The 25,163-nt window shown below is 73.3% G+C and carries 21 protein-coding genes and 2 pseudogenes; 9 read left to right on the top strand and 14 right to left on the bottom strand.

Annotated elements, in window-relative coordinates; all coding sequences use genetic code 11:
• The first annotated feature begins 157 nt into the window (after window positions 1–157).
• The 3 genes from AB0I15_RS33655 to AB0I15_RS33645 all read left to right on the top strand — a co-directional run bounded on the left by AB0I15_RS33655 (window position 158) and on the right by AB0I15_RS33645 (window position 3,333).
• Window positions 158–1,468, top strand: coding sequence for an FAD-dependent oxidoreductase (locus tag AB0I15_RS33655; protein WP_358104282.1), 1,311 nt, complete (start codon window positions 158–160; stop codon window positions 1,466–1,468).
• A 99-nt stretch (window positions 1,469–1,567) separates the two neighbouring features.
• A complete protein-coding gene (locus tag AB0I15_RS33650; RefSeq protein WP_358104279.1) occupies window positions 1,568–2,362 on the top strand; it encodes a class I SAM-dependent methyltransferase in 795 nt (264 codons plus the stop codon).
• 65 nt (window positions 2,363–2,427) lie between these two features.
• Window positions 2,428–3,333, top strand: coding sequence for a LamG-like jellyroll fold domain-containing protein (locus AB0I15_RS33645; RefSeq protein ID WP_358104276.1), 906 nt, complete (start codon window positions 2,428–2,430; stop codon window positions 3,331–3,333).
• Here AB0I15_RS33645 and AB0I15_RS33640 read toward each other — a convergent pair whose 3' ends face one another.
• Both AB0I15_RS33640 and AB0I15_RS33635 read right to left on the bottom strand, forming a co-directional pair.
• Window positions 3,334–4,674 carry a hypothetical protein gene (locus AB0I15_RS33640; protein WP_358104273.1) on the bottom strand — a complete coding sequence of 447 codons (1,341 nt, stop codon included), beginning with the start codon at window positions 4,672–4,674 and terminating at the stop codon, window positions 3,334–3,336.
• 67 nt (window positions 4,675–4,741) lie between these two features.
• On the bottom strand, window positions 4,742–5,095 hold the full coding sequence (locus tag AB0I15_RS33635; protein ID WP_358104270.1) for an STAS domain-containing protein: 354 nt from the start codon (window positions 5,093–5,095) through the stop codon (window positions 4,742–4,744).
• Window positions 5,096–5,282: 187 nt separating this feature from the next.
• Here AB0I15_RS33635 and AB0I15_RS33630 point away from each other — a divergent pair, with 187 nt between their 5' ends.
• Window positions 5,283–5,699: an ATP-binding protein gene (locus AB0I15_RS33630; RefSeq protein ID WP_358104267.1), complete on the top strand. Its 417-nt coding sequence runs from the start codon at window positions 5,283–5,285 to the stop codon at window positions 5,697–5,699.
• 175 nt (window positions 5,700–5,874) lie between these two features.
• On the opposite strand, the gene AB0I15_RS33625 is transcribed toward AB0I15_RS33630, so the two are convergent.
• Window positions 5,875–7,011, bottom strand: a complete 1,137-nt coding sequence (locus AB0I15_RS33625) for a hypothetical protein (protein ID WP_358104264.1) — start codon at window positions 7,009–7,011, stop codon at window positions 5,875–5,877.
• Window positions 7,012–7,250: 239 nt separating this feature from the next.
• Between AB0I15_RS33625 and AB0I15_RS33620 the strand changes: the two genes are divergently transcribed.
• The 4 genes from AB0I15_RS33620 (at window position 7,251) to AB0I15_RS33605 (ending at window position 15,304) form a co-directional block, all read left to right on the top strand.
• Window positions 7,251–10,193 (top strand): BTAD domain-containing putative transcriptional regulator, encoded by a 2,943-nt coding sequence (locus AB0I15_RS33620; protein WP_358104261.1) that lies wholly within the window; start codon window positions 7,251–7,253, stop codon window positions 10,191–10,193.
• Window positions 10,194–10,319: 126 nt separating this feature from the next.
• Window positions 10,320–10,880 (top strand): CHAP domain-containing protein, encoded by a 561-nt coding sequence (locus tag AB0I15_RS33615; protein ID WP_358104258.1) that lies wholly within the window; start codon window positions 10,320–10,322, stop codon window positions 10,878–10,880.
• A 379-nt stretch (window positions 10,881–11,259) separates the two neighbouring features.
• Entirely contained in the window at window positions 11,260–12,132 is an 873-nt protein-coding gene (locus tag AB0I15_RS33610; RefSeq protein ID WP_358104255.1) for a serine hydrolase domain-containing protein, read from the top strand.
• Between the two features lie 109 nt (window positions 12,133–12,241).
• The gene (locus tag AB0I15_RS33605) at window positions 12,242–15,304 is read left to right on the top strand and encodes a BTAD domain-containing putative transcriptional regulator (RefSeq protein WP_358104252.1); all 3,063 of its coding nucleotides are present in this window, start codon (window positions 12,242–12,244) and stop codon (window positions 15,302–15,304) included.
• Between the two features lie 61 nt (window positions 15,305–15,365).
• Here AB0I15_RS33605 and AB0I15_RS33600 read toward each other — a convergent pair whose 3' ends face one another.
• From AB0I15_RS33600 to AB0I15_RS33550, 11 genes and pseudogenes are all read right to left on the bottom strand, one after another.
• A complete protein-coding gene (locus AB0I15_RS33600) occupies window positions 15,366–15,809 on the bottom strand; it encodes an SRPBCC family protein (RefSeq protein WP_358104249.1) in 444 nt (147 codons plus the stop codon).
• A 62-nt stretch (window positions 15,810–15,871) separates the two neighbouring features.
• A complete protein-coding gene (locus AB0I15_RS33595; protein ID WP_358104246.1) occupies window positions 15,872–16,630 on the bottom strand; it encodes a hypothetical protein in 759 nt (252 codons plus the stop codon).
• Window positions 16,627–18,342: an ABC transporter ATP-binding protein gene (locus AB0I15_RS33590; RefSeq protein ID WP_358104243.1), complete on the bottom strand. Its 1,716-nt coding sequence runs from the start codon at window positions 18,340–18,342 to the stop codon at window positions 16,627–16,629. The genes AB0I15_RS33595 and AB0I15_RS33590 overlap by 4 nt, the downstream gene beginning before the upstream one ends.
• On the bottom strand, window positions 18,339–19,535 hold the full coding sequence (locus tag AB0I15_RS33585) for a cytochrome P450 (RefSeq protein ID WP_358104240.1): 1,197 nt from the start codon (window positions 19,533–19,535) through the stop codon (window positions 18,339–18,341). Before AB0I15_RS33585 ends, AB0I15_RS33590 begins: the two co-directional genes overlap by 4 nt.
• Complete coding sequence (locus AB0I15_RS33580; protein ID WP_358104237.1) at window positions 19,532–19,960, bottom strand: lasso peptide biosynthesis B2 protein; 429 nt, start codon at window positions 19,958–19,960, stop codon at window positions 19,532–19,534. Before AB0I15_RS33580 ends, AB0I15_RS33585 begins: the two co-directional genes overlap by 4 nt.
• The gene (locus AB0I15_RS33575) at window positions 19,957–20,220 is read right to left on the bottom strand and encodes a lasso peptide biosynthesis PqqD family chaperone (protein ID WP_358104234.1); all 264 of its coding nucleotides are present in this window, start codon (window positions 20,218–20,220) and stop codon (window positions 19,957–19,959) included. Before AB0I15_RS33575 ends, AB0I15_RS33580 begins: the two co-directional genes overlap by 4 nt.
• Window positions 20,201–20,752 (bottom strand): asparagine synthase-related protein, encoded by a 552-nt coding sequence (locus AB0I15_RS33570; protein WP_358104231.1) that lies wholly within the window; start codon window positions 20,750–20,752, stop codon window positions 20,201–20,203. Before AB0I15_RS33570 ends, AB0I15_RS33575 begins: the two co-directional genes overlap by 20 nt.
• A 29-nt stretch (window positions 20,753–20,781) precedes the next feature.
• Window positions 20,782–21,486: pseudogene (locus tag AB0I15_RS33565) on the bottom strand (asparagine synthase); the annotation flags it as partial.
• Window positions 21,487–21,622: 136 nt separating this feature from the next.
• A complete protein-coding gene (locus tag AB0I15_RS33560; protein ID WP_358104228.1) occupies window positions 21,623–21,733 on the bottom strand; it encodes a lasso RiPP family leader peptide-containing protein in 111 nt (36 codons plus the stop codon).
• A gap of 89 nt (window positions 21,734–21,822) precedes the next feature.
• A complete protein-coding gene (locus tag AB0I15_RS33555) occupies window positions 21,823–22,227 on the bottom strand; it encodes a hypothetical protein (protein WP_358104488.1) in 405 nt (134 codons plus the stop codon).
• A gap of 95 nt (window positions 22,228–22,322) precedes the next feature.
• Window positions 22,323–22,622 (bottom strand): annotated as a pseudogene (locus AB0I15_RS33550) (MauE/DoxX family redox-associated membrane protein); the annotation flags it as partial.
• Window positions 22,623–22,859: 237 nt separating this feature from the next.
• Here AB0I15_RS33550 and AB0I15_RS33545 point away from each other — a divergent pair.
• A complete protein-coding gene (locus AB0I15_RS33545; protein ID WP_358104225.1) occupies window positions 22,860–25,151 on the top strand; it encodes a tetratricopeptide repeat protein in 2,292 nt (763 codons plus the stop codon).
• The last annotated feature ends 12 nt before the right edge of the window (window positions 25,152–25,163 follow it).

The following is a 25,163-nucleotide window of genomic DNA, read 5'->3' as shown; positions in this document are numbered from 1 at the left end:
GAACCGGGCCCATCGGGGGGTCGTAAGGGGAGTAAACCGCCCGCCTGCTTCAGTTCGGCTTCAGATCCGCGCCGCGGCCGGTGGCATGCGGTTCTGACCACGGCACCGCCTGCACGCGGGCCGACGACCCATGCGAACGCGCTGGGTGGAAAATGGCATGGTGACGCTAACCGCGGATGTCGTTGTCGTCGGTGCCGGCGTGATCGGCTCGTCGACGGCCTTCGAGCTCGCCCGCGCCGGCTTCCAGGTCGTCGTCGTCGATCGTCTCAGCGGGCCGGGGCAGGGATCGACGAGCGCGTCGAGCGCGATCATCCGGTTCAACTATTCGACCTTTCCCGGCGTCGCCGCGGCCTGGGAGGCGAGGCACTGCTGGGAGAACTGGGCGGATCACCTCGGGTTCGCGGACCAGGCGGCGATGGCCCGGTTCGAGCGGACGGGCATGGCGTTCCTCGACGTCGACGTGGCGCCGAAGGAGAAGGTGATGCCGTTGTTCGACCGGGCCGGCGTTCCCTACGAGGTGTGGGACTCGAAGGTGCTGGCCGAGCGGGTGCCCGGGCTCGACGCGGGCCGGTTCTGGCCGCCCAAGAGGCTCGACGACGAGGCGTTCTGGGCAGACCCGGCAGGGCGCCTCGGCGCCTTGTGGACTCCGGACGCGGGCTGGGTGGACGACCCGATGCTGGCCGCGGTCAACCTCGCCGACGCCGCCCGTCGGGCGGGTGCGCGGTTCGTGTTCGACAGGCAGGTGGCCGCCGTCCGGCGGGCCGGCGGCCGGGTCGCCGGTGTCGACCTGGCCGGCGGCGAACGGGTGGACGCGCCGATCGTGGTCAACGTGGCGGGACCGTGGTCGTCGGCGTTCAACCGGATGGCGGGCGTCGGTGACGACTTCACCATCGAGACCCGTCCGATGCGTCAGGAGGTGCACTTCGTGACCGCGCCCCCGGAGTTCAACCATGGTGACCGGCCCGGGCCGGTGATCGCGGACCTCGATCTGGGCACCTACCTGCGCGGCGCGCCCGGCAACGGCCTCTACGTCGGCGGCACCGAGCCCGAGTGCGACCCGATGCAGTGGCTGGACGACCCGGACGAGGCGGACCTCGGGCCGACCATGGCGCTCTTCGAGGCGCAGGTGACACGCGCCGCACGCCGTTTCGGCGATCTCGGCGTTCCGTCGCGGCCACGCGGCATCGCCGGCGTGTACGACGTGTCGACGGACTGGACCCCCATCTACGACCGCACCTCGCTCGACGGCTTCTACGTCGCGATCGGCACCAGCGGCAACCAGTTCAAGAACGCACCGGTCGTGGGGCGCTTCATGGCGGAGCTCATCGCGGCGGTGGAGAACGGCCACGACCACGACGGCGATCCGGTGCGGTGCCGCGGTGAGCACACCGGGCTCACGGTCGACCTCGGGGCGTTCTCCCGCCGCCGGACGGTCAACGCGGACTCCACCGGGACGGTGATGGGTTAGGCCGTGTCGTGGGACACCGCCGCCTCGGCGTACGGGATCGCGACGCCTGACCGAGCGTATCGCCGCTGAACGGACGCGAGGCGCTGCGAGAATCGCCTCATGTCCCGTGAACGGTTGCGCGCCACTTTCGACACCGTGGCCTCCCTCTACCAGCAGGCCCGCCCCGACTATCCGGCCGATCTCTACACCGACCTGCTCACGCTGACAGGAATCGAACCACCCGGACACCTGCTCGAAGTCGGATGCGGACCGGGAAAGGCGACGCTGCCGCTCGCGCGGAGGGGTTTCCGCATCACGGCCATCGAGCTCGGAAACGCCCTGGCCGAGGAGGCGCGCCGCGGGTTGCGCGATTTCCCCGGCGTCTCGGTCATCACCACTTCTTTCGAGGACTGGGAACCGCCGGCCGGAGCCGTCTTCGACCTCCTCTACGCGGCCACCGCCTGGAAATGGATCGACCCCGAGGTGAAGTACGAGAAGGCGGCCACGCTGCTACGCCCGGGCGGTCACCTGGCCGTGTGGGACGCCCACCACGCCTTCCCGGCGGACGCCGACCCGTTCTTCGCGGAGATCCAGTCGGTGATCGACGAACTGGGCGAAGGCGACGGCGGCCCCTGGCCACCACCACGCCCCGAGGACCAGCCCGATCCCACCGCCACCGCATTCGAGGACTCCGGGCATTTCGCCGTCACCGGAACACGGCGCCACGTCTGGGCCCGCCGCTACACCGCGGACGAGTACATCGCCCTGCTGGACACCTTCTCCGGGCACATCGCCATGCGGCCGGAAAAGCGCGAGCACCTCTACCGCGAGATCCGCCACCGGCTGGCCGCACGCCCCGACAACCGGCTCACCCGGCACTGGCTGGCCATTCTCACCGTCGGCCGGCGCGTATGAACGACGACCTCGGCCCGGCGGCAACGACATACCGCCGGCACACCGCTTTTCCCTAAGGTGCCGCCGTGCACACAACCTTCAGCGGCCCACGGATCCTCGCCGCAGGATTGGGCACCACCCTGCTGGCGGCCTTTTTCTTCCTCCCGCACCCGGCCACGGCGAGCGCCGCCGGCCTCAGCCCCTATGACGAGCTGGTTCTCGCGGACCGCCCCGTCGCCTACTGGCGGCTCTCGCACCCCTCCGACGGCACGGAGGCCGACCGCACCGGAAACGACCACGACGGGACCTTCCACGGCGTCACCGGCACGGTCCAACTGCCCAACCGCGACGGCGCCGCGGTCTTCAACGGCTCGTCGGGATATTTCGAGATTCCCACCGCCAAGCAGTTCCACATCTCCACCACGGGCAAGTTCACCGTGGAGGCGTGGATCAGGCCGCACACCCTCGAGTTCCCCAAGCAGGAACAGACCGGCTACGTCTACTTCATGGGCAAGGGCACGAAGTCGGGCAGCGGCGGCGATCGCGAGTGGGCGGGCCGGATGTACTCGAAGAGCAACGAGGAGGAACGCCCCAACCGCATCTCCGGCTACGCCTGGAACCTCGATGGCGGCTACGGCGCCGGGGCGTACTTCCAGCAGCCGGTGAAGGTCAACGAGTGGATCCACTACGCGATCACGTACGACACCACGGAGGGCTCGTACGGGAAGGTCCGCATCTACCGCAACGGCGTGCTGGCGGGCTCCGACAACCTGGCCTACCGCCCCGGTACGGACGACGAGGTCATCGTCAAGCCGAAGCCGGGCTGGGAACCGTACGCGGGCACGTTGGTGTCCTTGGGCGACGTCAACAAGGACGGCCACACCGACATCGCCGCCGTCCATGACGACACGCTCCACGTCTGGAACGGCAAGGGTGGCAACGCGTTCTCCGGTGCCGTCCCCGTCGGGCCCGGCTGGACACCGTACTTCTAGCTACGGGGGCGCGTCGGTCCACAGCCCGGCAGGCTTGGGTTCGCGCTGCTGGAGGAGCGCCACGGCTTCCTTGACGCGGCCGAGGTCGATGAGGTGCCGGGCCAGGATGCCGCTGTTGGCGGGCCGGTGCCGTTCGAGGACGGTGACGGCCTCCTCGGTGCGGCCGGCGTCGGCCAGCAGCTCGGCGGTGAACCAGGCCGCGTACCAGGTGTCGCCCTCGGGGTGCGCTCGCGCCCGCTCGATCGCCTCTTCGCGCAGGCCGCACGCGACCAGCAGCGGGAGCCGCATCCGGAAGAAGTCCCAGTCCTCTGCGTCGCGGCGCGCCTTGAGGGCGTCGAGGTAGGCCAGGCCGTCCTCGGCGCGGCCCTGGTCGGCGTAGTGAGTGCACAGCAGGTCGACGATCCAGTCCTCCGCGCCGCCGGGCGAGTCCGCGAGCGAGCGCAGGACCTCCGTCGCCTCGTCGCCCCGGCCGTGCCGCACCAGGAGCTGCGCGAGCCGCACCGCCCCGTGGACGTGGCGGGCCGGCGAATCCCCCGGCCGCCGGTACACGGCGATCGCCCCCTCCACGTCACCGCGCTCCTCCAGCACCTCCGCGAGCCGCTGCGCGGCGTGCCCGTGGTACTCGGCCGCCGCGTACGTCCGCAACTCCTCGATCCGGTCGTGCCGGGCCAGCAGGTCGGCCAGTTGGTCGCGGTCGTTGACCGAGGTGGTGTCCCGGGTGTGCAGCAGGGCGATCGCCTCGTCGATGCGGCCCTGGCGTTCGCGGATCGTGGCGAGCAGATCGACGGCATTGGACGGCCGGACCTCGCGGCGGCGGCACGACGGGGTGTCGCAGCGGCGTCCCGCCTCGATGCGGGCGGCCAGCAGCGAGGCGGCGTCCTCGTCCCGGCCCGCGCCCGCGGCGACGTCGACCAGGGCGGCGGCGAGGAACCAGTCCTCGACGTGCGGCCGGAGCAGGGCGAACGCCTCCTCGCCCCGGCCGTGCCGGGCCAGCCGGCGCGCGAAGGACTCCAGCGCCAGCCGGTCTCCCGCCTCCGCGTACGGGCGGGCCAGCTCGATCGCCTCGTCGATCCGGCCCCACCCCTCCAGCAGCTCGGCCATGGTCTCGGCCGCCTTCCACCAACCGGTGGCGACGTACGGGGCGAGCACCTCCATCGCCTCCGCCCGCCGGTCCTGCTCGGCGAGGAGCCGGGCCTGCTCGCGCGCGCAGAACCATTCCCCGCGGCCGGCCTGGAACTCCACCTCCGCGGTGTGGCCGAGCTCGACCAGCCGGGAGACCAGGTGCGGGGGAACGCAGCCGGTGTGCGTCCGGGTTCGGTAGTCAAGATCATCGGCGTCCACGGACGTGTACTCTAGCGCCGGCGAGGCCGCCATGCCGGGGGTGAGGCGAGGCCCGCCCGCCGGCGGATCAGGCCAGCGCCTCGTCGAGGCTGTCGTAGAGCGGGAGGACCTTGGCCAGGCCGGTGATCCAGATGACTTTGGAGCGGGAGTAGTCGACGCCGACGAGGGCGAACCTGCCGCCCGCGGCCTGGCTGGCCTGCCAGTGGTGGATGATCAGCCCCAGCGCGCGGGAGTCCATGAACGTCACCCCGGACAGATCGAGGATCATCGACGGGCCGGCCTGGGACAGGTATTCGGCGAACTGCTCGCGCCGGGTGGCGTCCAGGAAGCCCTCGACGGTGATCACGGCGACGTCACCGACGAAGGACGTCGTCAGCCGTAACGTCGCAGCTTCCGGCTCCTCGCCGGCGGGCATTCTCATCAGGTCATCGTATGGCGCGCCGGGGCAGGTCCGAACGCCCGCGAACGTCTCCGATCGGGCGCGAACCGGTCACGACGGGTCGAACCAGAGGATCCGTCGGCGGTATACGACTGTTTGGCCGCCTCAGACCGGGATAGCGTAGACCGTCCGTGTCCTCCACATTACGGCGTGAGCAGACTTTACGATCATGAACCCGGAGTTCGAGCTGCGCTGCCCTATCAGCGCCGACCTGGAGCTCATCCGCGGCCTGGTGCGCGCGCATGCCCGCCGGGGCGGCCTGCGTGGTGAGCGGCTGGACGATCTGGTGCTCGCGGTCAACGAGGCGGTCACCAACGTGCTCGACCACGGCGACGGGGTCGGCATGGTCATCGCCCGCAGCAGCACGTACGCCATCGCCGTGGACGTCGTGGACCCCGCGGGCCGGCTGAGCGCTCACCACCTCGCCGAGGCCAAGGTCGATCCCACCAGCTCCCACGGATTCGGCCTGTGGGTGATCCAGCGTCTGTGCGACCGCGTCGAACTCGAGCAGAGCGACCAGGGCTCACGCCTGCGGCTGCACATGCGCCGCTCCTTCCCCGGAAACCGGCCCCGCCCAGGCCCGTGAACGACGTGGAAGAGCACTGTCGGGACATCGCCGGCTACTTTTCCGAGACCCCGTGCATCACCTGGTGCGAGGGGCTCACCCTTTGAGGAGGTGGCCGTCGTCTTCGGCGACGGCCTGGACACCGGTCTGCGCTACGACCTGGTGGAGGCGGAGGACGCGGACTTCCAGGCGCCCATCAGGACGCGGCCGCATGAAGGACGCGGTCCACGAACGCGGGGTCCTGTAGGGACTCCGGGCCGTCGGTGAGGTTGACGACCCGGACGAACCGGCGCCCCACCTCGGCGTCCCGGGAGGCGGCGAGGTGAACCTGGCTCAGGTACGCCTGCGCCTGCGCCGACTCCGGGCCGCGTACCCCCTCGACCTCGGGATATTTCAGGTCGCCGCCGACCGCGATGTCCCACGCGGCGTCCAGCACCGGCCTCACCCTGGCGAAGAAGGCCGTGGCCGGCGCACGCGGGGCCGTCCCCTGGTCGCGCAGGCACTCCTCCAGCAGCCTGGCCTGGAGGGCGGCGGTCGACATGCCCTGGCCGTAGATCGGGTTGAAGCTGCACAGGGCGTCCCCCAGCACCAGGTAGCCCTCGGGGAAGCCGCCGAGGCGCTCGTAGCGGTGCCGGCGGCTGGCGGGGAACCGGATGACGAGGCCGTCGCCCACGGGTTCGGCGTTCCGGATGACGTGGTAGATGTCCTTGGCGTCGAGGGTGCCCGCGAACTCGATGAAGCCCTCCAGGTCCTGCGGGGCCTGCTCGTCCAGGTAGCCGAAGAGGCTGATGATCCAGGTGTCGTCCTCCTGGGCGATCATCGCGCCGCCCCGGCGGTTCTCGGTCGTCAGGGTGATGATGAGGGCGCGGTCGTCGCCCGATTCCGTGGGGATCAGCCCGATGACCTCCTCGCCGTCGTGGAGGCGGACGTTGCCGATCGCGCGTACCCGCTCCCGGACGTGGCCTTCGAGGAGGGGGCGGCCGGCGAGCAGGATGTGCAGGCCGATCGGCGCCTGCCGCATGCGGTGCCCGTCGACGTACCAGCGGCATTCCCCCTGCATGTCGGCGAGCGTCCCGCCGTCCGCCACGACGGCGGCCGTGAAGCCGGGCACCAAGGTCTCGACGGCCTCCCGTCCGGACGCGATCAGGCAGTGCGTGTGCTGGTCCTGGGGCACGCCACGCCGGTACGCGCCGAGCGACGGGAGCACGTCCCGTTCGATCACCGTGACCTCGGCGAAGTGGTCGGCGAGGACCCGCGCGGTCAGCAGCCCCGCGAGGCTCCCGCCGGCCACGACGGCATGACCGGACAACCTGTCCTGCTTTTGACTCGTCATTGCTCCACTCCCTGGGTGCGCTGGTCGTCAACGGGGGGATCGGCGGGCCGACCTCGGCGAGGCTAGTTCTGAGCGGTGCGTAGAAGGTGCCGGGAAGGTGACCGCGCCCTGAAGACGACCGACTTAACGCATGGGAGTAAGTCGACTGACAGATGTCCCGCCCCGGCGGCGGCTCCTAACGTGGCGGTCCTCACCCTTCTTCGATCGAGGAGGACCATGAGCACCGCGGGGAGGCACCGTTGTACTTCAGTGTGTTGGGTCCCGTCCGTGTCCGGCGCGACGACGTCGAGGTGCCGGCCGGCGCCCCTCAGCAGCGGCTGCTGCTGGCACTGCTGCTGGCGCACGCGGGGCAGCCGGTGCCCCTGGACGAGATCATCGAGGTGATGTGGGGCCAGGACCCGCCGGCCAGCGCGGTCAACATCGTGCACCGGCACGTCGGCATGGTGCGGCGGCTGCTGGAGCCGGGGCTGCCCCGGATGGCGGCGGGAAGGTGGCTGCTGCCCGAATCGGGCGGTTACCGCCTCGACGTCGGTGTCGAGACGCTGGACCTGCTCGCCTTCCGCCACCTGCTCACGCAGGCCCGTGAGGCCGGCCGGGACGGGCGTCCGGAACGGGCCGTGGAACGGTACGCCGAAGCGCTCGGCCTGTGGCGGGCGCCTACGACGGCGGGCCTGCCGGCCGAGGTGCAGGGGCACGCGGTGTTCGCCGCCCTGGACCGGGAACGCCTCGCCGCCGCGAAGGAGGCGGCCGACGCCGCCCTGCGGTACGGGCTCGTGGCGCCGCTGCTGCCCGGGTTGCAGCGGTTGGCCGACGAGCACCCGCTGGACGAACCGCTGCAGAGCCGGGTGGTGCTGGCCCTGTGGGCCACGGGTCACCAGGCCGCGGCACTGGAGGCGTACGAGCGCGCCCGGGCCCGGCTGGCGGACGAGCTGGGCGTGGACCCGAGCCCGGAACTGCGGGCGGCACACCTGCGAGCGCTGAACGCCCGGCCCGTCCCGGCCACGCCAGACGAGGGCCCCGCGGGGGTCGGCACGGCGCCGGCACACGAAGGCTCAGGCGCTCGGGCAGCGGAGGGGCGGGGAGGCGACGGCTCGACAACGCCGGCGGCCGGTGGGCGGGGACGTGATGGCTCGGGGGCGCCGGTGGCGCGGGCGGTCCCCGCTCAGTTGCCGGTCGACCTGGCGGCCTTTGTTGGTCGCCGGCACGAGCTCGCCCGCGTCGTGTCCCTCCTGCCCGGCGACGAGCGGGTTCCGCCGGCCACGGAGATCCAGGTGATCGGCGGCATGGCCGGGATCGGCAAGACCACGCTGGCGGTGCACCTGGCCCACCAGGTGGCCCACCGGTTCCCCGACGGGCAGCTCTACGTGAACCTGCGGGGCTTCGGCCCGTCCGGCACGGCCGTGGATCCGGCCGAGGCGATCCGGGGTTTCCTGCAGGCCCTGGGGACGGATCAGCGGCACGTCCCGGCCGGTCTGGAGGCGCGCTCCGGCCTCTACCGCACGCTGCTGTCCGGGCGGCGCATGCTGATCGTGCTGGACAACGCCCGTGACGTCGGCCAGGTCCGCCCGCTGCTGCCCGGTACGGCCGGCTGCCTCGTGCTGGTCACCAGCCGCGACCGGCTGTCCGGGCTGGTCGCCCGCGACGGCGCGCGTCCGCTCACCCTGGACCTGCTCTCCGGAACCGATGCCCGCGAGTTCCTGGCCCGCCGCCTCGGCGAGGCCCGGCTCGCCCGGGAGCCGCGGGCCGTCGAGGACATCGTCGAGCGCTGCGGCCGGCTGCCGCTGGCCCTGGCCATCGTCGCCGCCCGCGCCGCCATGAATCCCACGTTCCCCCTGACGGCCGTCGCCGCCGAGCTGCGCGCCACGGCCGGTCACCTGGACGCGTTCGCCGATCCCGACGCCGCGGCCGACGTCCGGGCGGTGTTCTCCTGGTCCTACCGGGCCCTCAGCCCCGACGCCGCCCGCCTGTTCCGGCTGCTGTCGCTGCATCCCGGCCCCGACATCGCCCTGCCGGCGACGGCCAGCCTGGCGGGCGTGCCCGTGCGGCGGGCCCGGTCGCTGACGGCCGAGCTGGCCCACGCCCACCTCGTCACCGAGCACGTCTCCGGCCGGTACGTCCTGCACGACCTGCTGCGCGTGTACGCCGCCGAACTCGCCGACGCCCACGACCCCCCGGAGGAACAGGCCGCGGCCCGGCGCCGGAACCTCGACCACTACCTGCACACCGCCCACGCCGCCGCCCGCAGCTATACCAAGACGCTGGTCCCGGTCCAGTTGCCCAGGGCCGAACCGGGGGTGACCCCCGAGGCCGTCGCCGACCACCGGCGGGCACTCGCCTGGTTCCACGACGAGCGCCCGGTCCTGCTGGAGGTCATCCCGGGGGCCGCGGCCGGCGGTCACCACCGGCACACCTGGCAGCTCGTCTGGGCGCTGGAGTTCTTCTTCGACCGGCTGGGCCACTGGGACGAGGCGCTCGCCCTCGCCCGCACGGCGATGGACTCGGCCGCCCGGTTGCACGACCCGACCGCGCTGGCCCACGCCCACCGCGGTCTCGCCCGCGCCTGCAACCTGCTGCGCCGCGACGACGACAGCCGTACCCACCTGCGGCTCGCCCTGGAGCTGTTCCGTCAGGCGGGCGACGTCAACGGCCACGCCAGCACCCTGCACTACCTGGGCTTCCTCGCCGAGCGGCTGGGCCACAACGAGGAGGCCCTCCGCTCCAGTGAGCAGGCCCTGGCCCTCTACGAGGCCGCGGACGACCGGCTGGGGCAGGCCATGACGCTCAACTCCATCGGGTACCTGCACGGCCTGCTCGGACACCCGGGCACCGCGCTGCCCTTCTGCCGGCAGGCGCTGCGCCTGTTCCAGGAGCTCGACGACCCGCACGGGGAGGCCGCGGCCTGGGACAGCCTCGGTCACACCCACTACCAGCTCGGCGAGCTGCAGGAGGCGATCAGTTGCTACCTGAGCTCCCTCGACCTGTTCCGCGCGCAGGGTTCGCGCCGTTTCGAGGCCGTCATCCTCGACCACCTCGGCGACGCCCGCCACGAGGCCGGAGAACTCGACGCGGCGCGGCACGCCTGGCAGGACGCCATCACCCTCTACCGCGAGATCGACCCCCCGGCCGCCGACCGGATCCGCCCCAAGCTCGCCGCCGTGCCACGCCAACGCTCGGCGCGCTGACCAGGACGCCGCCACCTTCCCGGCCTCCAGCGCCCTCATGCGTGTGGTGGATTTATGGCACCGCTGTTGCGCCGCGCAGTACCGTTTCGCCGTTCGTGATCGCATCAATTCCCTCAGGAGTATTCGATGGCACTGAACAGCGGCGATTCGCTGACGAGAACCCTTTCGCGCACCACCGCGCTGGCGATCACGGTCGGACTGGCGCTCTCTCTCACCGGTCCATCGGCGATGGCCGGCACCGCTGGTCACAGCGCTCGAACCACCGCCCCCGTTGAGGACGACGGCCCGGCCGATGGCGTCGGCACCGACGTCGTCGACGAGTCGGACGTCAGCGTGGCGGCCGCCCAGACATGCCAGTGCGTCACGTTCGTGAAGCGGTACTACGGCCTCACCGGAGGCATGGCGAACGCCACCGACATGGGCCCCGTCCTGAAGCGAAACGGCTTTCGATACGTAGGGCACGGGATAGCACCCCGCAAAGGCGACGTAGCCGTGTGGAAGAGCAACTACTACCGCCCCCACGGACACATCGCCATCGTGAACTCGGCCAAATGGGACTCACCGGGCTGGGTCGTCAAATTCCGCGGCGCCAACCAGAGCGGATCGCTGTTCACGCAGAAGAACTGCAAGAACGTCAGCATTCGAGGAAACATGGGATACACGGCGGCTTACTACTACCGCCGCTGAAGACACGTCGTGGGCGCGGGTTCGGAACCGGGACGGAAGAAAATCGGAAGAGCGATCTCGTAGTGTCCTGCGACATCGGCCACGACCAGGCCGGAAGCAGACGTCCGGCCATGGCGTCCGCTTCGTCTGGCCGCTGAGCGGCACCCACGGGGCTCATGGCCCGTCAGGGGGTGGGTCAGGTGACCACGGTGGGGTTCGTAGCCCCTCTTTCTCTTCCTGATCGTGTCGTTCGGTCGGGGCAGGGAGAGGAAGAGGGGCGCGGTCGTGGCGGAGGGCCGGGCAGGTTGACGGACATCGAGGGGCTGACCGGCTTGGGGTGGGGTGCCATGGCACGGGTTCGCGTGGGTTGCCGGGTGTTCGGCGGCCGATCGTGACGGCGGTGCACGGCGACCCTGCGCTCGCCACGAGAATCGAGGAGTTGCTGGGCTCCCGGCATCCTGTGGCGGCCGCCGCCCTGATCTCCCCTCGCGACGTGACGGTGGCCGCCCGTGGCGTCGGCCTGGACACCGCCTTCGAGATCGGGTCCATCTCGAAGGCGGTCACCGGACTGCTGTACGCCGACGCGCTCGACCGAGGGGAGATCCGGCATGACTCGGCTCTGGGCGAGTCGCTGCCGCTCGGCGAGGTCCCGGCCGCACGATTGACGCTGGCCGCGCTCAGCCGGCATCGGTCGGGGCTGCCCGGACTGCCCCGGTCGGCACGTCCGCTGCGGCGCGCCTTCGCCCTCTGGCGGCACGGCGTCAACCCTTACGATGACAGCCTCCGGCAACTGCTCGCCCAAGCCCGGACCGTACGGGTCGTCGGCCCGCTGGGACTCGCCCACGTCCACCTGCCCGCGACGGCCGACGAGCTCGGGCCGGACGCGCTCGTCGGCAGGAGCAGCCGAGGCAGGCCGCGGCAGCCGTGGGCCGGGGAGGCGATAGGACCCGCGGGCGGCATCCGGGCCTCCATCCAGGACATGGCCCGCCTGATGGCCGCACTGCTCGACGGCTCCGCACCCGGGATCGCCGCCCTCGATCCGGTCGCCCCCTTCGGCAAGGGGGCACGCATCGGCGCGGGCTGGATCACCATCGTCGTCGAAGGACGTCAGGTCGTCTGGCACAACGGCGGCACCGGCGGCTTCCGGTCCTGGGCCGGACTCGACCGCGAGAGCGGGACCGGCGCCGTCATCCTGTCCGCCACGTCGGCGTCAGTCGATCGTCACGGGCTCACGCTGCTGGCCGAACACACCCGCACCGTGACCGATCGCTGATCTCCCGCACGAGCGTGCAAGACGGGCCCCAAGGCGGGCCCTACGGTGGTGTTGCGTTTCGGCGAGGGCCGGCAGACGCCAGGACCTCCCGGAAGGCGGAGGAGGAAGAGTGCTGTATCGGCTACTGGGGCCGGTCTCGGTGGACGGGCCCGGTGGTCCGGTCGAGCTGGGCTCGCCCAAGCAGCGCACGGTGCTGGCCGCGCTGCTGCTGAACGCGAACCGTACGGTGTCGGACGACCGGCTGACGTTCCTGGTGTGGGGTGAGCGGATGCCACGCACCGCCCTCGGACGGTTGCAGGTCTACGTCCACGAGCTGCGGACCCTGCTGGGCAGGGAGCGGATCAGCCGTGTCGGCGCCGGCTACCGCATCCACACCGGCCGGAGCGAGGTCGACCTCGAGGCGTTCGAGCAGTACAGGGCCGCCGCCCGTGAACATCTGGGCAGCGGCCACCCCGAGATCGCGGTACGGCGGCTGCGTGCGGCGGCGGCGCTGTGGCGGGGCCCCGCGCTGAGCGGGACCAGCGCGGTGCTGATCGAGCAGGAGCGCCCCGGGCTGGAGGAACGCCGGGTCGGCGCGCTGGAGGAGCTGTTCGAGACCGAGCTGGAATTGGGCCGTCACAGCGAGATCGTGGACGACCTGCGTACGGCGGCGGCCGAACAGGCCCTGCGCGAGCGCCTGCAGGCACAGCTCATGCTGGCGCTGCACCGGTGCGGACGCCGGCCCGAGGCGCTCGCGGTCTACCGCGAGACCAGGAACCGGCTGATCGACGAGCTGGGCATCGAGCCGGGCCGGCCGCTGCGGGAGCTGCACCAGCGGTTCCTGGCCGACGAGGCGACGCAGACGGCGCAGACGACGCAAACCGTGCACCCCGCGCGTCCCGCCGAACTGCCCCGCGACATCCGCGGCTTCGCCGGGCGCGAGCACGAACTCGCCTGGCTGGACGACGCCCTGGACACCGGCGGAGCGGTGTGCGTGCTCAGCGGAACGGCCGGGATGGGCAAGACGGCGCTGGCCCTGCGCTGGGCCCACCGCGCGAAGAGCCGTTTCCCCGGCGGCCAGCTCTACGTCGACCTCCGCGGCTACGACGCCGACCACGAGCCCCTGACCGCCCCCGCCGCCCTGGCCCGGCTGCTGCTCTCCCTCGGCGTCGATGCCGGGCAGGTCCCCGGCGGGTTCGACGCGCAGCTCGGCCTCTACCGTTCGCTGCTCGCCGAACGCCCGGTCCTGCTGCTCCTGGACAACGCCCGCTCGGCCGCGCAGATCGGCCCGCTGCTGCCGCCGTCGGGAGCGACGCTGGTGACCAGCCGTCAGCACCTGGGTGAGCTGGTGGCGGGCGCGGGGGCCAGGCGGCGTTCGCTCGGGGCCCTGCCGGAGGCGGACTGCCTCGCGCTGGTGGACGACATGCTGGGTCCGGCGGAAGACCCGTCGGAGGCGTCGGCCCGCGCCGAGCTGGTCCGGCTCTGCGGCGGCCTTCCGCTGGCGCTGCGCATCGCCGCGGCCAACGCCGCCAGCCCGTGGAACGGAACCGCGGCCGTGGTGAAGGAACTCACCGCGGGCGACCCGCTGACCGGTCTCACCCTTGACGGAACCGGCCACAACCCGGTCATCCTCGCCTTCTCCGTGTCGTACCGCGTCCTCGCTCCGGCCACCCAGAGTGTCTTCCGCCTGCTGGGCCTCATCCCGGGGCCGGACTTCACCGTCGAGGCGGCGGCCTCGGCGGCCGGCGTCCCACCCGTCGAGGCGCGTACGGCGCTCAAGCTCCTGGCCGCGGCCCACCTCGTCGAACACCACCGCGCGGACCGGTTCAGGCTCCATGACCTGGTACGGCTCTACGCCGGCGCGCAGGCCGGCGGCGACCCCGATCGCGACGCCGCCTGGAGCCGGTTGATCGACCACTACCTCCGCCTGGGCGACGCCATCGCCGCCTGGTGCGCCCCCGACGAGATCCGGCTGCCAGGGCACGCCTCCCCGGTAGCCGGACCCCCGGTGCAGCCCACGGGCGAGGAGATCGCGAACCTGGTGGCCGCGCTGGCCCAGGCGGCCCGCCGCGATCCCGGCCCCCGCACCTGGCGGCTGGCCGAGCAGGTGTGGATCATCTGCAACAGCACCGGCCACCACGGCGCCTGGCTGGAGATCGCGCCCGCCCTGCTCGCGGCCGCCGAGCGTGCGGACCTTCCCGCGCTGCGGGCCCTGCTGCACTACGGGATGGGCAAGAGCCTGTTCCGTGCGGTCCGTCGTGAGGAGGCCGTCCATCATCTCGAGCGGGCCGCCCGCATCGCCGCCGCCTGCGGATGGCGGGAAGGCGAGGCGGAGGCCTGGGAGAGCCTGAGCTTCGCCCTGGAATGGACGGGCCAGCTCGAACAGGCGACCATCCACAACCGCCGGGCGGCCCACCTCTTCACCGAGCTCGGCTCGGTCGCCGGACGCAACCGGACGCTCAACAGGCTCGGCGGGCAGTACCACCACCTGGGCCGGCTCAAGAGCGCGGAACGTTGCCGGCGAGAGGCGCTCGACCTGAGCCGCGGGCACGGACTGACCTACGCGGAGGCGATCGACCTGCGCGACCTCGGCTCGGTCCTGATGGACCAGGGCCGCTACGACGAGGCCGAACGCGCGCTCACACAGGCGGCGGCCCTGCTGGACGCCCTGGGCGCGGGCGGCGCGGCCAACGCGCACACCTGGCTCAGCCGGCTGTACTGGGAAACCGGGCAGTGGCCGGCCGCCCACGCGGCGGCGCGGCACGCCGTCGGCCTCGCCCGCGACCAAGGGGACAAACTCGTCGAGGCGGCCGCCCTGGTCGCGCTGGCCGACACCGAGATCCGCCTCGGCCGGTACGCCGGCGCGGCCGACAACCTGGACCTGGCCGACGAGTTCATCGGCATCGCGAGCCTTCGATGGCACCAGAGCTACGCCCTCATCGCCCGTGCCCGCCTCCACGCCGCCCGCGACGACCTGGACGGAGCCGTCCGGACCGCCCTGATCGCTCACGACACGGCCCACGCCCACGCCTACCGCCTGCCCGAACTGGCGGCCCTGACCGAGCTCGCCACGCTCCACTCCGGCCGGGGCGACCGCGTCGAGGCCGGCCGCACGGCCGAGCAGGCCGTCCGGCTCTGCCGCACGATCGGCCACGCCCCCTGCGCCGACCGGCTGGAACGGTTCCTCGGGTGATCCGGGGAGCGGCTCGAAGGACGCGGCCCCCGCCGTGGCGCGCAGCCGGCCGGGCAGCCGTTCACGTCAGCGTCGGGGCCCGCCTGGCCAGGACGTCCGCGCGGGCGAGCTGCACCTCCCGGGCCTTGCGGGCGGCGTACCGCAGCACCGGCCCGCGCGTCGCCCGCACCGTCAGCACGTCCTCCACCTCGGTCCCCGTGCCGTCGGCGGTCAGCCCGAACCGATAGGCGAGCCGCACCCCGCCGGGGCTGACCACCTCGCCCTCGACGCCCTCCTCGGACACCCGTAACGTCACCTCGATCAGGTTGTCGTACTTCACGAAGCCGAAGAAGCGGAACCGCTCCACCGACACGAACCGGGTCCCGCCGGGCTCCCGGCGCACGTCGCGCACCGCCACCACGAGCGGCGACAGGCCGACGTAGCTCGACGGCTCGCTGAGATGCGCGAGCACGACGGGCGGCGGGGCGGGGACGTGGAAGACGTGACGGAGTACGGTCTCCGGCATCGTTCACCTCACAGTCGTCGAAGTGCTGCGACCGAGTATGCCGTCATCCGCGCGCCACATGATCACTTGGGTGGTGCCGTCACCCCGGCGGGATGGCGTACGGGGACGCGGGCCACGACCTCGCCCGCCTCCGTGCCGACGATCGTGAGCTCGTGGGCGCGGCGGCTGCTCACGTACAGCAGGGTCCCGTCAGGTGAGAGGGCGAGGCTCTCCGGGCTCTGGCCGACCTCGGCCTGCAGCACGATCTCCCGCGAGGCGGTGTCGATGGCGAGGACGCGGTGGCTGTAGTAGTGGGCGACGTACACGCGCCGGCCCACCGGCGCCACCGCCAGCCCGTACGCGCCCGCCTCCACCTCGATCGAGGCCACCACGGTCAGGGACGAGGCGTCGATGACCGACACGTCGTTCGGCTGCTCGGGCGAATTGGCGCCGGTGTTCGTGACGTACACGTGGGCGCCGTCGCGCGTGACGCCGACGCCGTTGGGGTGCGCGCCGACCGGGACCGTGGCGATCACCCGGCACGTGGCCGTGTCGATCACGTGGACGTCGTGGGTCTGGTAGTTGGTGACGTACGCGCGGCGCCCGCCGGGGGAGAGCACGATCCCGCCGGGGCTGGTGCCGACCGGGATCCGCGAGACGACGGCCCTGGTGTCCCGGTCGACGACGGAGACCGCGTGGCCGGTGAAGTCGGTCACGTACAGCCGCTCCGTGGTCGCCGCGACCGCGTAGGGCTTGTCCCCGGCGGGGATGGCGGCGACGACCGCGCCGCCCTCGACGACGGCGACCGTGCCGGTGTCCGGTCCGGCCACGTAGACGGTCATGACGGCAGGAACTGGCCGGCGGCCAGCTCGCGGTAGAGGTCGTCCGAGGTGAGCAGCTCCCGGTGCGTGCCGACGGCGCGGACGCGTCCGCCGTCCAGGACGACGATCCGGTCGGCGTTGGTCACGGTGGACAGCCGGTGGGCGATGACGATGACGGTCATGGTGGTCGCGATCTCCTCGATGGCCCGGCGGAGCGGAGCCTCGCTGCCGGCGTCGAGCTGGGAGGTGATCTCGTCGAGCAGCAGCAGCCGGGGCCGGCGCAGGAGGGCGCGGGCGATCGCGACGCGCTGCCGCTGCCCGCCGGACAGGGTGGCGCCCCGGTGGCCGATCGCCGTGTCCAGCCCGTGGGGGAGCTGGACCAGCACGGACGAGAGCCCCGCCTGGGCGAGGACGCCGTGGATGTCCTCGTCGGTGGCGTCGGGGCGGGCGTGGCGCAGGTTGTCGCGGAGCGTCCCGGCCAGCACCGGGGCGTCCTGCTCGACGTAGCCGATGCGGGCCCGCAACGCCTCCAGCGGCCAGTGCCGTACGTCGCGCCCGTCCACCTCGACCGTGCCGCGCTCCGCCTCGTAGAAGCGTTCGAGCAGCGCGAACAGCGTGCTCTTCCCCGCCCCCGACGGGCCGACGACGGCGGTCATGCCGGTGGGCGGGACGCTGAAGGAGACCTCGCGCAGGACCGGGGCCGCCGGGTCGTACCCGAACGTCACGCCGGAGAAGGCGACCGACGCGGACCCGTCCCCGGCCGGAGGAGACGCCGGGGGATCGGTCTCCGACGGGAGCCGGTCGACCTCGTCCAGGCGGCGCACCGCGGCCAGCCTCACCTGCCACTGCGTCGCCGCCGAGATGACCTGCCCGAGCTGGTTCGACAGGTACATCAGACAGAACAGGAACATGATCAACGACGACAGCGGCAGCGCGTCGCTCCCCACCCGCGCGCCGCCCACCCCGAGCACGAGCAGGAAGGTGAGCTGCGTGGACACGGTGCCCGAAACGCCGGTCGCCGACTGCCACCGGGCCGCGCGGACCGCGTGCCGCCACGCCGTCGCCGAGGCGTCCACGGCTCTCGCGGTCTCCCGCCGCTCGGCGCCGCTCGCCTTGACCGTCCGGTACGCCCCCATCGCCCGCTCCACGACCGTGCCGAGGCGCCCGATCGCGGCCTGCGCCCGCTGGTTGTCCGCCGAGATCACCGGCATCACGAGTGCCATCACCACGCAGGTCAGCGCCATCACCCCGGCCGTGACCGCCAGCAACGTCAGGTCGGTGACCGCCATCATGACGATCGCCCCGGCCATCAGCGCCAGGCCGGCCGTCCCGTTGACCACGGCCGTGGCCGTCACCGACCGCAGCAGCGAGATGTCGCCGGTGAGCCGGGACATCAGGTCGCCGGGTTCGAGCCGGTCCAGCTCGCCCACGCGCATCCGCAGGATCCGGCCGGTGAGCCGGTCGCGGGCCCGCCGTACGACGTTCTCGCCCGCCAGCGCCAGCAGGTAGCGGCCCAGGGCCGACACCAGCGCCCCGGCGACGATCAGGCAGGTCAGCCCGATGAGCGGACCGGCCACCGGGCGGCCCCCGAGCAGCGACTCGGTCACCACCTTGGCCGCCAGCGGCTGCACCAGGCCGGCCGCGCCGCCGGCCAGCCCCAGCAGCCCGCCGGCGACGACCGTCCACCGGTACGGCCGGAGCTGCGCCAGCAGCAACCGGGAGCCGCCCATCATGGCTCCCACGTGATCGGCAGCCGGGTGACCCCCTGCAGCGACAGCGCCGGCTTGACCGGCAGCCGGTCGGCGGGCACGGCCAGCCGCAGCCCGGGCAGGCGGGCCAGCAGCGTGGTCAGCGCGATCTCCAGCTCGGCGCGGGCCAGGACGTGCCCGAGGCACTGGTGCACGCCGTGGCCGAAGGTCAGATGGCCGCCCGCCCGCCGCCCGATGTCGAACCGCTCGGACCCGGCGAACGCGGCGGCGTCCCTGTTGGCGGCGGCCAGCAGCAGCACGACGCCCTCGCCGGCCCTGATCAGCCGGTCGCCGATCTCGATGTCGGCCAGGGCCACGCGCGGAACGGTGTCGGCGACCGTCAGATAGCGCAGCAGCTCCTCCACCGCGCCCGGCATCGCGGCCGGGTCCGCGCGCAGCGCCGCGAGCTGGCCGGGATGGGCCAGCAGGGTGAGCACGCCGAGGGCGAGCGTGTTCGCGGTGGTCTCGTGGCCGGCGATGATGAGCATGGAGCACATCTCCAGCGCCTGCCGCTCGGTCAGCTCGCCCGCGGCCACCCGGCGCGCCAGCCCGCCGAGCACGTCGTCGTCGCCGTTCTTGGCCGGCAGCAGCTCCGCGAGCAGCTCGCGGACCGCGCGGAACGACGGGCCAGAGGCCGGGTGCTCCAGCATCGGCCACACCAGGTGCGCGCGGAAGAACTCCCGGTCCGCGTGCGGCACCCCCAGCACCGCGCACAGTGTCAGCGCGGGCAGCGGCACCGCCAGCGCCGCCATCAGGTCCGCGGGCGGGCCGGCGGCGTGGATCCGCGAGACCAGGTCGTCGGCCACCGCCTCGATGTGCGGGCGCAGCGCGCGCACCCGGCGCACGCTGAAGTACGGGATGACCATCCGCCGGTGCGCCGCGTGCAGCGGGTCGTCCATCTCCACGAACGTCAGCGCCGCCCGCTTCAGCTCGGGGTCGCGGCGGGGCGCCCCCTCCGGCCGGGACAACTGCGGATGGTTCGGGTGGAGCGCGTCGGACGACAGCCGGGGATCGGCGAGCAGCGCCCGCGCCCACGCCTGCCCGGTGACCGCCCACACCGGGGTGCCGTCGCGCAGCCGTACCCGGGTCATCGGCCCTTCGGCGCGCAGCGCGGCGTATCCGGCGGGCAACCGGTACGGGCATTCGCGCGGCATCGGGATCTCCGGCAACCCGGTCATGCCGCGCCCCCCGGAACCTGGACCAGCGCCCGGTGGTACCCCGGCGGGGCCGCCTCGCCGACCTGGCGCCCCTCGGCGACCACCCAGGCGTGCGCGCCGAACGGCGGCATCACCCTGACCCCCGCGCACCACGTCGGCCAGCACCCGCGCGAGCGGCACAGCAGCGCTGTGGCGATCGAGCGCGGCAGGCAGCCCCGGGGGCTCGCGCAGGTCAGGCTCGTCCCGGTGACGCTCTCGCGGGCCCGGATGGCCTCGGCGTAGGAGGCGGGCCGGGCGCCGCGGCTCAGCAGGGTCAGCGTCCTGGCGATGGTCTTCGGCGAACGCCTGGCCAGGATCCTGGCCGCCACCACCGCCAGCCGGGCGGCCCACCGCTCGCGGCGGCGGTAGGCGGCCGGGGCCACCGACATGGTCGGGTCGAAGCTCACGGCCCCGCCTCCACCAGGATGCCCGCCGCCAGCAGGCCGCCGACGACGTCGCCGACGTCCTTCTCGGCGGTCGGGCGCGCCACGTCGTACTCGCTCATCAGGGCCTCGACCGCGCGGCCGAGGTCGTCGCTCTCCAGCGCCGAGCGCAGCACGATCGCGCCGCTCGGGTTGAGGTTCCAGTATTGGCCGCGCGCGTGGTGCAGCAGCGCGATGCCGTAGTCGGTGTCCACGGCCGAGATGTCAGGCGCCAACGCGTACACCGTTCGCCTCCTTCACGGTACGCAGCCAGCTCTCACAGGACAGCGTCGGCTCGACGCGGCGGTGCTGGGCCGACGCCTCGGCCGGGCCCTGACAGGCGAACAGGAACGCTCCCGCGTCGATCAGCCCCAGCTCGCCCAGGAGGCTGTCGCGGCCCAGCCCCAGGAGCTGGTCGCGGTGCCGCCTGCCGCCCATGACGGCGCCGGCCGACGTCTCGGACTTGGTCGTGCGGGCCAGCGTCGGGGCGGGGACGACGCCGCGCATGGCGTCCACCAGCAGGGGCTTGTAGCGGGAGGGGTCGAAGCGGTCCAGGGCGCGCGCCGACAGCGCCGCCTCGATGACCCGGTCGTCCAGGAACGGCGCCGACAGCGTGACGCCCTGCTCCGCGGCCAGCCGCTGGAAGCCGCCCATCGCCTGCCCGGCCGCGACGATCGAGGCGAGGTTGTGGTGCGGACCCCGTTCGCCGGCGAGCGCCGCGTCCTCGCCGGCGGCCCGCCGCCGGCCTCCAGCGCGGCGACCGTGCGCCGCGCCCACAGGACGTCCTCGTCCATCGGGTCCGGCTGGGCCGCCGTCAGCGCCACCACGTCCGCGCCGCCGCGGACGGCCAGGGAGCAGACCGACGAGGAGTCCAGGCCGCTCAGATGCGACACGACCGTACGCCCCGGCCCGGCGCGCACCGCCACCGCCTCCGTCAGCGCGTCCCTGAAGGCCGCCACCGCCTCCTCACGCGGCACCGCCGCCGGCGGGCGCCACCACCGCGTCTGTACGGCGCCGCCCCGCCCGTCGAGCACGACCTGGTGGCCGGGCAGCACCGCCTCGACGCCCTCCCACACCGACGCCCAGCCCAACGGCCACGGCGGCAGCGGGAACGGCAGCCGCGTGGCCAGCCTGCCCCGATCGACCTCCGCGCCGGTCAGCGCGGCCAGCACCGAGGCCCGGTCGCCCAGCACCGGCACACCCCCGGCCACGCACCGGTACACCCGGCGCACCCCCGACGCCGTGCCCCGCACCAGCACCCGGCCGCCCACCGAGGCCAGCACGTGCGCGCTGCCGCCGAACCGCACCCCGTCGAGGTCGCGCACGCCGCGCAGCCCGGACGCCAGCCGCGCCGCGGACTCCTCGCTCACCGCGTGCTCCCCGGCGACCACCACGACGGCGTCGCGGGAGCGCCCGACGACGCGGTGATCCGCGCGCAGGTTTCCGACGAGCCACGGCCGCCCGGACGGGTGCCGGATCTCGTCCACGCCGGGGAACAGGTCGCGGAGCATGCGCGCGATCTTCTCGCTCCGCTCCAGGTCGGGAAGAGCCGCGAACCACGCGATTCCCGTCATTGCCATCGGTGCGCTCCTTCTCGTGTAGGGAACGCGGCGGGCGGAGGTCGCCCGCCGCGCTCAGCGGTCTTGCTCAGCAGTAGTTCTCGCCGATCCACTCCCACTGGGGACCGCCGCAGCCCCACTGCGTGAGCTCGTGGAAGCCGCCGACCAGGGTGATCTCCGGACGCTCGTACGTAGCCATGCCGTTCACCTCCTCTCGGTCCGCCGTTCGGGTGGTGCGCGGCCCGCCGGCCACGCGCAGGCACACGCCTGCCGGTCTGGGAGGCCCGCTCAGGCCGGCTGTTCCGTCTTGAGCCATTGCCTGATCTGCCGGGAGAAGCGGCCGAAGTCGCCGCCGGGGCCGAGCCGGGACCGGGCGACGATCCGGCCCTTCGACACGTGGAAGGCCAGCGGAGGATCGCTCACCTCCAGGGCGTCCGCGATCCGCGAGGCGTCCGGCTCGGTGACCACGCGCGCCCCGGTCGAGGCGAGCACGTCGCGCAGCCGCGCGGCGTCGTCGCCTTCCGGGCCCGTGACCAGGAACATCGTCCGGCCCGGGTCCACGTCGGCCGCCTTGATGAGCCGGGCCTGCTCGAGGCAGAGCGCCCGGTCGCCGGCGAAGACCGCCGCGGTGACGTCCGTGCCCACGCCGATCCGCTCCAGGGCGGCCGCCGCCCGCTCGGGCAGCGGGCCCATGTGCCGCATGGCGTCCTGGCCGCCGGCGCCATCGCCGACGCCCTGACCGGCGTCAGCCAGGACAGGTGCGCCTGCCCGAACAGGCACGCGCAGGCGAACTTCTCCCCGCGCAGCAGCGCCGGAACCGACACCGCCACGAAGCTCACGGACAGCAGCGCCGCCAGCGCCAGACCCGCGATCGTGAACGGCGGCGGCGCGGCCAGCGCGATCGCCGTCACCGTCTCCACGCCGCCCAGCGCGAAAGCGAAGGCGAGCCTCGGCGCGGACATCAACCGGAACCGCACCGCGGCCAGCGCCGCCGGGTAGGGCCGGCTCAGCTTGTTCAGACCCGCGACGGCGAAGAGCAACGCCAGGACGATCCGGGCCGCCAGCACGAGTGGGTCGAGGATTTCCATGTCACCGCCTTCCTGCCGCTGACGGACCCGACACTGCCTCGGCCGCCGGCGTCCCCACCAGGGAGATGGGACGGCCTGGGACGCGGACGCCGCCTGAGCAGGCGGTTCTCCGGCGCTCGTCCCGCGCCCGTGAGACGCCGCGACGACGCCGGGACGACGCCGCGACGACTTCGCGCGCCCCCGGCGGCCCTGTGGCAGGCTGAGGTCGGGGAGATCGTCATAGCGGGGGACAACAGAATGCGGGAGACCGACGTTCGGCGCGATTTCGCTGCCCTACTCGAAACGCTCAAGGTGCGCTCCGGCCGTAGTTATCAGGCGCTCGCCCGCCGTGTCGGCCTGAGCACCTCCACGGTGCACCGGTTCTGCACCGGCAAGCAGTTTCCGGGCGACGCGCGCGTGGTCGAGCGGCTCGCGGCGGCGTTCGGGGCGGGCCAGGGGGAGACGCGGGCCCTGGTGCGGCAGTGGCGCCTGGCCGAGGTCGTGGACACCCGACCGGCCGCGCCGGGCGGGTCCGCCGAGAGCCCGCCGCCGCACGAAGAGGCGCTCCGCGACGACCTGCCGCGCGACATCGGCGACTTCGTCGGGCGCGCCGAGGAGCTGAAGCGGCTGCTCGACCCCGGCGGCACGGCCGAGGTCTGGACGATCGACGGCATGGCGGGCATCGGGAAGACCACACTCGCCGTGCACGCCGCCCACCTGATCAAAGAGCGCTATCCGGACATCCGTCTCTTCCTCGACCTGCACGGTTACTCGGCCGGGGTCGCGCCGATGACCACGTCGGCCGCGCTGAAGGCGCTGCTGCGCGCGGTCGATGTGCCCGACGGGCGCATCCCCGTCGAGACCGACCAGCGCGCCTCGCTGTGGCGCTCCACGCTGGCCGGCCGCCGGGCGCTGATCGTGCTCGACAACGCCGTGGACGCCGCGCAGGTGGTGCCGCTGTTACCCGGGCGGCACGGCTGCCTGACGATCGTGACCAGCCGCAACAGGCTCGTCGATCTGGACGGGGCCGAGCCGCTGTCGCTGGGCGAGCTGGCGACCGAGGAGGCCGTGTCGATGCTCGGCCGCGTCGCCGACGCCGACCCCGCCGCGGCGGAGGAGGCCGTGCACCTGTGCGGCCGGCTGCCGCTGGCCATCCGCATCGTCACCGCCCGCGTCCGTCACCGCCCCGCATGGACGGTGGCCGACCTGACCAGGCGGCTGCGCAGGGAACACGGCCGCCTGGCCGAGCTCCAGGCGGGCGCCGGCAGCGTCGAGGCCGCGTTCGCGCTGTCGTACCGGAGGCTGGGAGCCGACGAGCGCCGCATGTTCCGCCTGCTCGGACTGCTCCCCGGGCTCGACGCCGAGCTCGAGTGCGTGGCCGCGCTCGCGGGCCTGCCGCCGCGGGCCGCGGAGCGGCTGCTCGAACGCCTCGTGGACGCCCACATGCTGCAGGAGCCCGCACCCGGCCGCTACTCCTTCCACGACCTCGTACGCGACCACGCCCGCGCCACCCTGGACGCGGACGAACCCGACGATCGGCGGCGGGCCGCCCTCCACCGCCTCCTCGACCACTACCTGTCGGCCGCCGACCAGGCCGCCCACCTGATCGAGCCCAGCCGGCTCCCCAGCCTGCCCGCCCCCTCGGGCCAGGCGCCGCCGTTCGCCGACCGGCAGGCCGCGACCACCTGGCTGGAACGCGAGCAGGACAACCTGCTCGCCGCCATCGACGTGGCCATGGACGCGGGCTTCCCCGTCCACACCTGGCAGCTCGCCCGCGCCATGTGGCACTTCTTCCTGCTGCGGGGCAACATCCACGACTGGATCCACACCCACCGGCTGGCCCTGAACGCCGCCAGGAGCACGGCGGACAGCGTGGCCGAGGCCGAGACGCTCAAGAACCTCGGCCTGGCGCACTGGCTGTCCGGGGCCGACGCCGTCGCCGTCGTCCTCCACCACCGGGCGCTGGTGCTCGACTGCTGGAACGACGACCCCGCGGGGCAGGCCAAGACCCTGACGCACCTGGGCTTCGTGCACAACAGGACGGGTGAGCTGACCATCGCCGCCGACCACTTCCTGCTGTCCGCGCTCCTGTACCGGGAGGTCGAGGACCCTGTGGGCACCAACCGCGCGCTCTCCGGCCTGGGCGACACCTACCGCAAGATGGGCCGCCTCCCGCAGGCGCTGCGCTACCTGCGGGAGGCGCTGCTGCTGAGCGAATGGTGCGCCGACCGGTGGGGCGAGACCCTGGCCCACACCGGCCTCGGCTCGGTCTACCTGGACGCCGGGGGCGCGAGCGTGGCCCGCCACCACTTCGGCCGGGCGCTGGAGCTCAGCCGGCAGGGCGGCGACCGGTGGCGGGAGACCATGGCGAGCACCTGGCTGGGGCTGGCGCACCTCGACGCGGGCAGCGAGAGCCAGGCCCACCGGCACTTCGGGTACGCCCTGGAGCTCAGCAGGCAGACCGGCGACCAGTGGAACGAGTCCACGGCCGGCGCCGGCCTCGACCGCCTGCGCCGAACCGGCGACGGCGAGCCCGCCCCCGCGACCTGAGAACCGCCGAAG

This window comes from Nonomuraea sp. NPDC050643 (assembly GCF_040654715.1).
In the GTDB taxonomy this organism is placed as follows: domain Bacteria; phylum Actinomycetota; class Actinomycetes; order Streptosporangiales; family Streptosporangiaceae; genus Nonomuraea.
Note: the sequence above shows the minus strand (reverse complement) of the source record. Positions and strands in the feature narration are given on the sequence as shown.

Bases quoted from the DNA above. Each gene is read 5' to 3' on its own strand.
- AB0I15_RS33600 (WP_358104249.1), bottom strand. From the start codon at position 15,809: ATGCCGGAGACCGTACTCCGTCACGTCTTCCACGTCCCCGCCCCGCCG.
- AB0I15_RS33655 (WP_358104282.1), top strand. From the start codon at position 158: ATGGTGACGCTAACCGCGGATGTCGTTGTCGTCGGTGCCGGCGTGATC.
- AB0I15_RS33615 (WP_358104258.1), top strand. From the start codon at position 10,320: ATGGCACTGAACAGCGGCGATTCGCTGACGAGAACCCTTTCGCGCACC.
- AB0I15_RS33590 (WP_358104243.1), bottom strand. From the start codon at position 18,342: ATGATGGGCGGCTCCCGGTTGCTGCTGGCGCAGCTCCGGCCGTACCGG.
- AB0I15_RS33630 (WP_358104267.1), top strand. From the start codon at position 5,283: ATGAACCCGGAGTTCGAGCTGCGCTGCCCTATCAGCGCCGACCTGGAG.
- AB0I15_RS33650 (WP_358104279.1), top strand. From the start codon at position 1,568: ATGTCCCGTGAACGGTTGCGCGCCACTTTCGACACCGTGGCCTCCCTC.
- AB0I15_RS33560 (WP_358104228.1), bottom strand. From the start codon at position 21,733: ATGGCTACGTACGAGCGTCCGGAGATCACCCTGGTCGGCGGCTTCCAC.
- AB0I15_RS33625 (WP_358104264.1), bottom strand. From the start codon at position 7,011: ATGACGAGTCAAAAGCAGGACAGGTTGTCCGGTCATGCCGTCGTGGCC.
- AB0I15_RS33585 (WP_358104240.1), bottom strand. From the start codon at position 19,535: ATGACCGGGTTGCCGGAGATCCCGATGCCGCGCGAATGCCCGTACCGG.
- AB0I15_RS33555 (WP_358104488.1), bottom strand. From the start codon at position 22,227: ATGGGCCCGCTGCCCGAGCGGGCGGCGGCCGCCCTGGAGCGGATCGGC.
- AB0I15_RS33545 (WP_358104225.1), top strand. From the start codon at position 22,860: ATGCGGGAGACCGACGTTCGGCGCGATTTCGCTGCCCTACTCGAAACG.
- AB0I15_RS33635 (WP_358104270.1), bottom strand. From the start codon at position 5,095: ATGAGAATGCCCGCCGGCGAGGAGCCGGAAGCTGCGACGTTACGGCTG.
- AB0I15_RS33595 (WP_358104246.1), bottom strand. From the start codon at position 16,630: ATGACCGTCTACGTGGCCGGACCGGACACCGGCACGGTCGCCGTCGTC.